Origin of the sequence: Clostridium frigoris, from assembly GCF_018861865.1 — a bacterium.
GTDB lineage: Bacteria > Bacillota > Clostridia > Clostridiales > Clostridiaceae > Clostridium_AD > Clostridium_AD frigoris.
The window spans coordinates 1-10,009 of record NZ_JAHLDV010000079.1 but is presented as its reverse complement, the minus strand read 5'-3'; the positions used below and the strand labels follow the sequence as shown (position 1 = coordinate 10,009).

Sequence of the window (10,009 nt, the reverse complement as noted above, 5' to 3'; positions counted from 1 at the left end):
CGCCAACTGTTAAGTTGGTTAGCAAGCTCATTACATACTTTTTAGTCTTACGACTAAAATATTACTTTTACTAAAGTAATTGACTGGTTAAAATAAAATATTATTTCATTTATTTACCTATTTCTCTGTTTAATTTTCAAAGACCAATTTGTTTGTCATCATGTGACGACTTATACTATTTTACCAGTAGTTTAATCATTTGTCAATAGTGTTTCACTCTTTTAAATTAAGTTTTTTACTATCGCAACTAATTTTTCATTGCAAAACATCAGCAACATATAATATCTTATCATAATTATTTTTATCTGTTTTATGGTATATATTATTTAAAACAACATAGATACATAATAATCTTATTTTCTTACTTATTCTACGTTTCTCTCATATTGATACACTAGGATTAGTATACACAGATATCACTATAAACTCAGAGCTACCACTCCAATATATAAAAATTTATGCTAATATCCACTGCAATTGAGCTTAGATCATATTTAACCAACTAAATACTTTTTATCTTATAAAAAACCATGTGATCTCTCCATTCACCATTAATGTATAAATATTTTTCACTTATACCAAGTTCCTTAAACCCACAGTTTATTAAAACTCTTTGTGACTTTTCATTATTTATCAGCGTAGTAGCTTCGACTCTATGTAATTCTAGTTCCTCAAAAGCGTATGTTATTACAAGCTTAACCGCCTCCTTCATATATCCCTTATTTTGTTCTTTTTCATCCATAGAATAACCTATAAAAGCATTTTTAAAAACACCAATAACTATATTCGATATTCTTATTTTCCCAATAAGTTTCTTATCCTTATATATTCCAAAATTAACTCCAATACCATTTAAAAATTGTTTATAACCCTCTGTTAAGGTATGTTTTTGATTGTCTAAAGTATAAAACGCCTCATCCCTAGACGGTTCAAAACGTCTCAAATATTGTCTGTTTCTTAAATGAAAATCTAACACTTCTTCTGCATCCCCTGGCGTCAATGCCCGAATGCTAATATTCCTCCCTTTAATATTTAAATCTTTTCTTATTGAATTTTTATTAAATATAAAAGCATTTATTCCAAACATTACTTCTGATTGATAATCAGATTTATTTTTCACGCTATCAGTTATTATTCCCTCTAGTTCAAATCCTAAATCAGTAAAAGCAGTTACTTTTATACTTTCAGCAGCAATAACATTCACTTTATTTATTCCCATGTTTTTAAATAAAATGTTCAGCATAAGATTTAATGTATCTTTTAGATACTCGTAACTTCCATTGGTATGCTTATGAAAGTTCAGTCTAAATTGACAAAACTTGTTTTCTTTGTCTAATTCAACTATAAATATTCTTCCTAATATAATATAATTATTATCTTTTATAATATACTCTCGCTCATTACCCTTTAAAGCTTCTAAATTAACATACTTACCTTTATTCATTTTTAACCCCTTTGTGTACAATAATAGTAATTTAGATCATAAATGTATTTATTAACAAAAATAAAAAAAGGTACTTAAATTTCCACCCTAGTTTTTACTCCTAATCAACCTATTAAATATTAACCCCTTTAATTAAATCCTTAATCACTTCCCCACCGATTATCATTCCTGCTACTGGTGGTACAAACGATACACTACCCGGAATCTGCCTTTTCATAGCACATTTCTTTGAACCCCCTGTGCATATGCAACCCTCTTTACATGTTATAACCTCATCCGACTTTGGTTTTATAGGTACTTCCTGGGAATAAACTACCTTCAATTTATCGATATTCCTTTTCCTAAGTTCCTGTCTCATAACTCTTGCAAGTGGACATATCTTTGTATCATAAATATCTACCACTCTAAATAAAGTTGGATCTAATTTGTTACCTGTTCCAAGACAGCTTATAATATTAATGTTATGTTTCGTGCAGTATTCAACTAAAGATAGTTTCGAAGCAACTGTATCTATAGCATCTACTACATAATCTGTACCTTCAGTAATTATATCTCCCATATTATCTGCTGTCACAAACGTTTCATAAGTAGTAACTTCACACTTAGGATTTATTTCGAGTATTCTATCCTTCATTACTAAAACCTTACTTTTACCTATAGTTTTATGTGTAGCATGTATTTGCCTGTTTAAATTGGTTAAACATATTGTATCATCATCTATTAATACCAACTTTCCAATGCCCGCTCTTACTAGTGCCTCAACGGTATAACTACCAACTCCGCCTATCCCAACCACTACTACCTTACTCTCTTTTAACTTATTTAAACTATCCATACCTATAAGTAACTCTGTTCTTGACAATGCATGTTGTGGCATATGTTTTTCTCTCCTTAAAATATGTATTATTGAAATTATTTTTATAGTTTTTATTGTTTCAGAATTTATTAATCTTATATTGTCACTTAATTATACCCTAAATAGTTCATTATTATATGACATAAAATTATAACTCGTGAACAAATATCCCACTTTGTAATTTTGGTTCAAACCAAGTTGATTTAGGTGGCATTGTTTTTCCTTCATTCGCTATATCTATAAGATCATCCATAGTTGTAGGACACATAGAAAATGCAACTTTCATCCCACACTTAACTCTTCTTTCAAGTTCTCCAAGTCCTCTTATACCACCTACAAAATCAATTCTAGCGTTTGTCCTTGGATCATCAATTCCTAGAATGGGCTCTAATAAATTTTTCTGCAATATTGACACATCTAATCTTTCTACCGGATCATTCAAATTAAAAGTTCCTTCTTTAGCCTCTAATTTATACCATTTTCCCTCTAAGAACATTCCATATGTCCTTTGAACTTCTGGCTTAAATTGACCAATACCCTCAAAGATTGTAATATCAAATTTATCTGAAACTTTGTTCATAAATTCATCAAAAGAGTTTCCAAATAAATCTGAAACCACTCTATTGTAGTCCATTACATATAAATCATTGTCTGGAAAAATAACAGATAAAAAGTAATTAAATTCTTCCTCACCAGTGTACGCGGGATTATCTTGTCTTCGCTTTAATCCAACTTTAACAGCTGAGGCTGATCTATGATGTCCATCAGCTATATATAAATAATCCGTTTTAGCAAATATGTCAGATAATTTATTTATAATTATATTTTCATCAACTACCCAAATAATTTGTGATACCCCATCTTGTGATTTATAATCATAAACTGGTGTTTTTGTTTCCGTCCAAGTTTTTACTATATCATCTATTTCATCTTTATGCCTATATGTTAAAAAGATTGGACCAGTATTACAGTTTGTATAATCAACATGATTAAATCTATCAAGTTCTTTATCTGCTCTTGTTAATTCATGTTTTTTAATTGTGTCCTTTATATAATCATCTATTGAGGTACAAGCAACTATACCAGTTTGAAGTCTTCCGTCCATTATTTGTCTATAAATGTACATACACGGTTTTTCATCTTGGATATATACCTTATCGCTAATCATCTTTTGAAGATTTTCTCTAGCTTTTAAATAAACTTGCTTATCATGAATATCTATCTCTTTTGGTAAATCTACTTCAGCTTTATCAACATGTAAAAATGAATATGGCTTACCTTTTACCATTTCTCTAGCCTCTAAACTATCCATAACATCATAAGGAAGAGCCGCTACTTTCTCTACTAAATCTAATTGTGGTCTGTATGCTTTAAAAGGCCTTACTATAGCCATAATTATTCCCCCTGTTATCAATCAAATTATTTAAAAAAGTCTATAATAATTCCCATTATTTCAGTTCCTATTCTTGTTTGAGCTTCCTTTGTAGCAGCACCGATATGCGGCGATACAGAAACTCTAGGATGATTTACTAAAGCTTCATTTTTTGTTGGTTCTTCAACAAAAACATCCACCCCAGCGCCTGCTAATTTACCATTATCTAAAGCTTCTACTAAAGCAGTCTCGTCAACTACTCCACCTCTAGCACAGTTAATTAAAAAAGCCCCATCTTTCATTATTGCTAATTGGTCTTTTCCTATTGTAGCGCCACTGGCTTTAATGAATGGTATATGTAACGACACATAATCCGATTTTTTTAATACGTCATTTAACTCAAAGTACTCATACTCATCAAAACCCTTAGCTTTTCCTATTATATCTGTATATATAACTGTCATACCAAGCGCAGATGCTTTTTTAGCTAACTCTTTTGATATTCTTCCAAATCCTATTAGGCCTAGTGTCTTTCCACCAATTTCTACACCAGTATATTTTTTCTTGTCCCACTTACTCTGCCTCATCGCTACATTAGAAATATTAACAAATCTTGATACTGCAAACATATGTGCAAGTGCTAGTTCAGCTACCGATGCACTACTTGCATTAGGAGTATTAGTGACTTTTATTCCTTTTTCTGTAGCATATGCTACATCAATATTGTCAACTCCTACTCCTCCACGAATTATGAGCTTTAATTTTCCTGCTTCTACTGCTTTATCAATTATCGGTTGTCTTACCTTTGTTGCAGACCTAACAACAATTACATCAAAATTTTTCAATTCTTCACCTAATAATTCTGGTTCATAGAACTGCTCAACAACTTCAAATCCCTTAATTCTTAACTCTTCGATTGCACCTTTTTCCATACCATCAGTAACTAATACTCTAATCATTAAAATCCTCCTTTATAAATAAAAATATTTTTTGTTTCATTATACTTAAACTTAAATTAAGAATGAAAAATCAAAATATAATTTTTCATTCTTAATTTTTGCTATTATCTATTTAAGTGCTAAAATATCATTAATTATTGCTAATAACTCTTTTACTTCTTCTGGCGTAGTTTCAGCCATATGTGCAATTCTAAATGTCTTATCTTTTAACTTTCCATAACCATTAGAAATCATAAATCCTTTTTCTCCTAATTTCTTGTTTAAGTCTGAGATATTAATTTCTCTTGTATTTTTAATAGCAGTTACTGTATTTGATAAAAAGTTTTCATTTGGAAATATTTCAAAATATTTTCTAGACCATTCACGAACAACATCGGCACTTGCAATATGCCTTGCATATCTATTCTCTAACCCTTCTTCTAATATCTTGTCTAATTGATAATCTAGAGCAAACATATGAGAAAGCGATGGAGTAGATGTATATTGATAATCCTTCTTTTGGATGCAATCATATAGCCCTAATAAATCGAAATATACTCCTCTGTTTGTAACTTGTTTAGCTCTTTCTACTGCTTTTTTTGAGAATGTACAAATAGACATTCCTGCAGGTAATCCTAAACATTTTTGAGTTGAAGTTATACAAATATCTATTGCCCAATCATCTACTTTTACTTCTGTTCCCGCAGCGTTACTTACCGTATCAACGCATACTACAACTTCAGGGTACTTTTTATATATTGACGAAAGATCTTCCATATTATTCATAAGCCCTGTTGAAGTTTCATTCATAGTAATAGTTATTAAATCATATTTTCCTGTTTGTAATACTTCATCTATCATTTCTTTAGTTGTAGGCTTACCCCATTCAGATTCAAATTTATCTGCTGGCACTCCATTAGCTGTACACATTTGAAACCATCTGTTCCCAAATGCTCCAACAGAAAAAATTGCTGCTCTTTTTGCGGTACATGAACGGACAGCACCTTCCATTAGTCCACTTCCTGAACTAGTTGAAAGTAGTATTTCTTCCTTAGTATTAAACACTTTTCTCATTTTATCGCTTATATTTCTTTGTAATGTTGATGCTTCTTTACCTCTATGTGATATTTGAGGAGTAGCCATTTTTTGAAGTACATCTTGTGCTACTTCTACTGGTCCCGGTATAAATAATCTTTTATGCATATTCACCCTCCAATTTTATCTTTCTAAAACTTTTCTATTCATATTTTCATTAATATTGAAGTATAACATATATTTTAACACTTAAGTATAGATTTCTCAATGTAATAAAAACAAAAACTATAATCACATAACCGAACATTATATTAAAATTGTATTCATTTACATATAATATTCAGTAATCTTCATAAAACCTATAACAGAACTAATATTTATGGGACTTAGTTCAACACCATATAATAAATTATATCTATTATATGGTGTTGATGTTAACAATTTTATTTAAAAAGATACTATTTAATATTAATTATTTAATAAATAATATTAAGATTGATCTAATCCAGCTAAAGTTTTATCATACAAATTAATTTCACACTTATCATTTTTTAAATGTTGACAATTATCACAACTTTTACTATAGACATTACCTATTGAAGACTGAAATTCTGTTCCTACTGAATTATATCCATTACAACTATTTGCTACATGTGTCATCTGTTCTATATTTGGCATAATATTAAACCTCCTAAAATTTAAATTTAGTTATTGTACGATTATTATTTCCCTAACTTCATCAAATAAACCCTCTGGAAATTTTATTATTTAAATTCATTTTTTTAATTTCATATAATTAAAAAAAGCTACTAAAACATAAAACGTTCTAATAGCTTGAATAAGTTATTTTTTTATCATTTAAATAACATCTAAATATTTTATTAATGAGTTTTCCACCAATAATCTTTTATATTAATTATAGATTCCGTTTCTCTACAATACTTTGTAGTTAAACACTGTCTTAAATTTCTTGGGCATCTTTTACATACACAATCCGTTACTTCGCCACTACACTGTTTTGTTAAAGCTTCAGGGCAGTTAATACAATTGTCTCCACCTACAGCCATTTTATCACCTACCATTTTAGTTTAAACTATTTTATCAATAGTTTAAATATTATTTTCATTATCTTCTGCCTTGTAAATCGTTCTGTATTTAATCATTATTTCATTTAATATATCCGCTACTATCGGTGGCGTATACGTAATTGCATTAGCACCAGCTCTTATAGTTTCTCTTATAGTTTCATTATCGGGGCCTCCAGTTGCAATTATTGGGAAGTTAGGATGTTTTTCTCTTATTTTGCTAACTATATAAGCCGTTTTTTTAGCGCCTGAAACATTAATTATAGTAGCCCCTGCCCTTATTCGTGCCTCTATGTCTTCAAATTCTGATACAACTGTAACTATTATTGGGATATCTATAGTTTCCCTTACCTGTGTTATAACTTCATTAGATATTGGACTATTAACAACTATTCCCATAGCACCTTTAAATTCAGCATCTAGTGCTAAATTTGTTACTCTCTTCCCAGTAGTAATTCCTCCTCCAACACCACAAAATACTGGTACATCAGCAGCAAGTACCAATGCTTCCGTTATTATAGGCTGAGGTGTAAATGGATATACCGCAATAATTGCATCAGCATTTGTATTTCTTATAACAGCTACATCTGTAGTAAAAACAAAAGATTTTAATCTTTTACCAAATATTACAATACCAGTAGCATCTCTAATAGCTGTTGGTAGCTCTATCATATGTCTCCTCAAATTTCCTGTTATCTGAGGTGCTTTTTGATACATAGCTTTTTCTTTAATTTCTTTTTCCATTTTATTTTCTCTCCCCTCTATTTTTTTTCCAGTATTTAATCACTTTACTTTATATCGCATCTATAAGCCTTTTCTCCCGTATAATTAATCTCCTTTAACAATTTTCTTACAACTCTTTTACCTATTTCATCTTCACTCATTTCACATATGGCATCATCTATGTTTTCCCAATCAGCCAAATCAACCTCAGGCGATTTCTCTATATTTCCTTCAACATACTTAGCCATAAATGTTAACATTATAATTTCTTTAGAAGCTAAATAATCACTCCCCAAATATTTAATTTCTCCAACAGTTATTCCCGTCTCCTCTTTAACTTCTCTATGTACAGTATCTTCAACAGATTCTCCGTTAGTTACATATCCAGATACCAGCACCTTTGAATTTTTAAAGGTATAATTTTGTTTAAGAAGTAATATCTCATTCCCCTTCATAACTGCAACTACTACACATGGTTTTGGTGTGTCAAAATACATATTATCATCCACAGGACAATATGGAACTGACCCTTCATCCCAGCTGTCTTTTTCAATTAATTTTGTTCCGCAAATTGGACAATATATAAATTTCAAATTTTCTCCTCCTTAATACCTATATTATTAGTCTAATACTATATAGGATTTTATTCAATTAAAATAAATATCAATAATTTCTTACTAATAATTTGAATAATTATAAAACAATCTCAACTGATTCACTTAGAGTTATATAGTTTTCACCAACTTCACATTCATATACAAAAATATCTACACCACTTTTGTATGCAAATCGTAATGCTTCACCAAAAGCTCCATCCATTTCATCATAAGGCGAGAAGTTTTCTATATTACTCATTTGAATAAGAAATAACACTCCCGCTCCTATTCCTATTTTTTTAACTTCTATGAGTTCTAATAAATGTTTTTTTCCCCTCTGCGTAGGCGCATCTGGAAACATACTTTTACCATCTACTTCAAATGTTACCCCTTTTACTTCAAGATAATATTCCTCACCCATGTTATTAGAAAGTTTAAAGTCAAATCTACTATTCCCAAACGTTTTTTCTCTCTGTATTATATTATATTTAACAAGCTTTTGTATTTTTTGGTCTTTTAACGCTTCATCAACAACTTTATTAGGAATTTGTGAATCTATATTAATAATTTTATTACCTTTATATACTGCAATTAAATCATATAGTGTTTTTCTACTTGGATTAAGCTCTTCTCTTAATAAAACTTTGGATCCCAGAACTAATATTTCTTTGCATCTTCCAGTATTAGGAACATGCACTATTATTTCTTCTCCATTAAGATTTACATAAGCTTCAAATCTATTTGGTCTTCTAATAAACTCTGCAATAAAAATTCTTTTACTTATAATCATAATTTTATCTCCATTTTAATAAATATACACTTATTTATTAAAATAATCAATATTATCTACAATCAAAACAGTATTTTATATATAAATTTGATTAATATTTTATAAAATAAAAAAGCTCTTGCTTTAAAAGCAAGAACTTTTTGATGGTGACTCCTAGGGGAATTGAACCCCTGTTACCACCGTGAAAGGGTGGTGTCTTAACCGCTTGACCAAGGAGCCTTAAAAAATTGGTGGCTTACCGGAGAATCGAACTCCGGACACCATGATTAAAAGTCATGTGCTCTACCAACTGAGCTAGTAAACCATAATGGCTGGGATAGCAGGATTTGAACCTACGAATGCCACAGTCAAAGTGTGGTGCCTTACCGCTTGGCGATATCCCAATACTTGGTGCGTCTTAAGGGATTCGAACCCCCGGCCCACGCCTTAGAAGGGCGTTGCTCTATCCAACTGAGCTAAAGACGCATATTAAATATAATGGAGCGGGTAGAGGGAATCGAACCCTCGTAATTAGCTTGGAAGGCTAACACTCTACCATTGAGTTATACCCGCTTAATCATGAATCATATAAATATGGTGCAGGTGAAGGGAGTTGAACCCATACACCCGAAGGCGCTAGATCCTAAGTCTAGTGCGTCTGCCAATTCCGCCACACCTGCAGTATTTATGGTGACTCCTAGGGGAATTGAACCCCTGTTACCACCGTGAAAGGGTGGTGTCTTAACCGCTTGACCAAGGAGCCTTAAAAAATACTAAAATACTAAAATATTAGTATTTTAGTATTGACCTGGCGACAACCTACTCTTCCACAAGGTTACCCCTGCAGTACCATCGGCGCATTGAAGCTTAACCTTCGTGTTCGGTATGGGAACGGGTGTTACCTTCAGGCCATCATCACCAGATTTATTTGTCAGAAATAATAATTGAGAATCTACCGTCGTTGACTACGGATATTCTATATAAATATATTCTCATCATTTCTATATAGAGAAGTTTTACTTTCTTTATAGAAAAGTATTCTCTCAAAATTGCACAGTTAGTTCACAATATTAATATTATTTGTTACTTATGTTATCTTGGTCAAGCCCTCGACTTATTAGTATTAGTCAGCTGAACATGTTACCATGCTTACACCTCTAACCTATCAACCTGGTGGTCTTCCAGGAGTCT

General features: G+C 31.0%; 10 protein-coding genes, 7 tRNA genes and 2 rRNA genes. All 19 read right to left on the bottom strand.

Annotated elements, in window-relative coordinates; translation table 11 throughout:
- Positions 1-502: 502 nt before the first annotated feature.
- Positions 503-1,444 (bottom strand): GNAT family N-acetyltransferase, encoded by a 942-nt coding sequence (locus KPL37_RS18145; RefSeq protein WP_216151486.1) that lies wholly within the window; start codon positions 1,442-1,444, stop codon positions 503-505.
- A 112-nt stretch (positions 1,445-1,556) separates the two neighbouring features.
- The gene (locus KPL37_RS18140) at positions 1,557-2,321 is read right to left on the bottom strand and encodes a tRNA threonylcarbamoyladenosine dehydratase (RefSeq protein ID WP_216151485.1); all 765 of its coding nucleotides are present in this window, start codon (positions 2,319-2,321) and stop codon (positions 1,557-1,559) included.
- A gap of 127 nt (positions 2,322-2,448) precedes the next feature.
- Complete coding sequence (locus KPL37_RS18135) at positions 2,449-3,693, bottom strand: DUF1015 domain-containing protein (RefSeq protein ID WP_216151484.1); 1,245 nt, start codon at positions 3,691-3,693, stop codon at positions 2,449-2,451.
- A gap of 26 nt (positions 3,694-3,719) precedes the next feature.
- On the bottom strand, positions 3,720-4,631 hold the full coding sequence (locus KPL37_RS18130; protein ID WP_216151483.1) for a D-2-hydroxyacid dehydrogenase: 912 nt from the start codon (positions 4,629-4,631) through the stop codon (positions 3,720-3,722).
- A 108-nt stretch (positions 4,632-4,739) separates the two neighbouring features.
- Positions 4,740-5,813, bottom strand: coding sequence for a pyridoxal-phosphate-dependent aminotransferase family protein (locus KPL37_RS18125; protein ID WP_216151482.1), 1,074 nt, complete (start codon positions 5,811-5,813; stop codon positions 4,740-4,742).
- 321 nt (positions 5,814-6,134) lie between these two features.
- On the bottom strand, positions 6,135-6,323 hold the full coding sequence (locus KPL37_RS18120; RefSeq protein WP_216151481.1) for a hypothetical protein: 189 nt from the start codon (positions 6,321-6,323) through the stop codon (positions 6,135-6,137).
- Positions 6,324-6,526: 203 nt separating this feature from the next.
- Entirely contained in the window at positions 6,527-6,712 is a 186-nt protein-coding gene (locus KPL37_RS18115) for a hypothetical protein (protein WP_216151488.1), read from the bottom strand.
- A 42-nt stretch (positions 6,713-6,754) separates the two neighbouring features.
- Positions 6,755-7,474, bottom strand: a complete 720-nt coding sequence (locus tag KPL37_RS18110; protein WP_425514051.1) for a hydrolase — start codon at positions 7,472-7,474, stop codon at positions 6,755-6,757.
- Positions 7,475-7,518: 44 nt separating this feature from the next.
- Positions 7,519-8,046 (bottom strand): NAD(+) diphosphatase, encoded by a 528-nt coding sequence (locus KPL37_RS18105; RefSeq protein ID WP_216151480.1) that lies wholly within the window; start codon positions 8,044-8,046, stop codon positions 7,519-7,521.
- Between the two features lie 100 nt (positions 8,047-8,146).
- The gene (sfsA, locus tag KPL37_RS18100; protein ID WP_216151479.1) at positions 8,147-8,839 is read right to left on the bottom strand and encodes a DNA/RNA nuclease SfsA; all 693 of its coding nucleotides are present in this window, start codon (positions 8,837-8,839) and stop codon (positions 8,147-8,149) included.
- Positions 8,840-8,983: 144 nt separating this feature from the next.
- Positions 8,984-9,058, bottom strand: a tRNA-Glu gene (locus KPL37_RS18095).
- 9 nt (positions 9,059-9,067) lie between these two features.
- A tRNA-Lys gene (locus tag KPL37_RS18090) sits at positions 9,068-9,143 on the bottom strand.
- Positions 9,144-9,147: 4 nt separating this feature from the next.
- Positions 9,148-9,222: transfer RNA gene (locus tag KPL37_RS18085), tRNA-Gln, on the bottom strand.
- Positions 9,223-9,227: 5 nt separating this feature from the next.
- A tRNA-Arg gene (locus KPL37_RS18080) sits at positions 9,228-9,304 on the bottom strand.
- 13 nt (positions 9,305-9,317) lie between these two features.
- A tRNA-Gly gene (locus tag KPL37_RS18075) sits at positions 9,318-9,391 on the bottom strand.
- A gap of 22 nt (positions 9,392-9,413) precedes the next feature.
- Positions 9,414-9,498: transfer RNA gene (locus KPL37_RS18070), tRNA-Leu, on the bottom strand.
- Positions 9,499-9,506: 8 nt separating this feature from the next.
- Positions 9,507-9,581, bottom strand: a tRNA-Glu gene (locus KPL37_RS18065).
- 43 nt (positions 9,582-9,624) lie between these two features.
- Positions 9,625-9,741: ribosomal RNA gene (gene rrf, locus KPL37_RS18060) — 5S ribosomal RNA — on the bottom strand.
- A 174-nt stretch (positions 9,742-9,915) separates the two neighbouring features.
- Positions 9,916-10,009 (bottom strand): 23S ribosomal RNA (locus tag KPL37_RS18055); the annotation flags it as partial.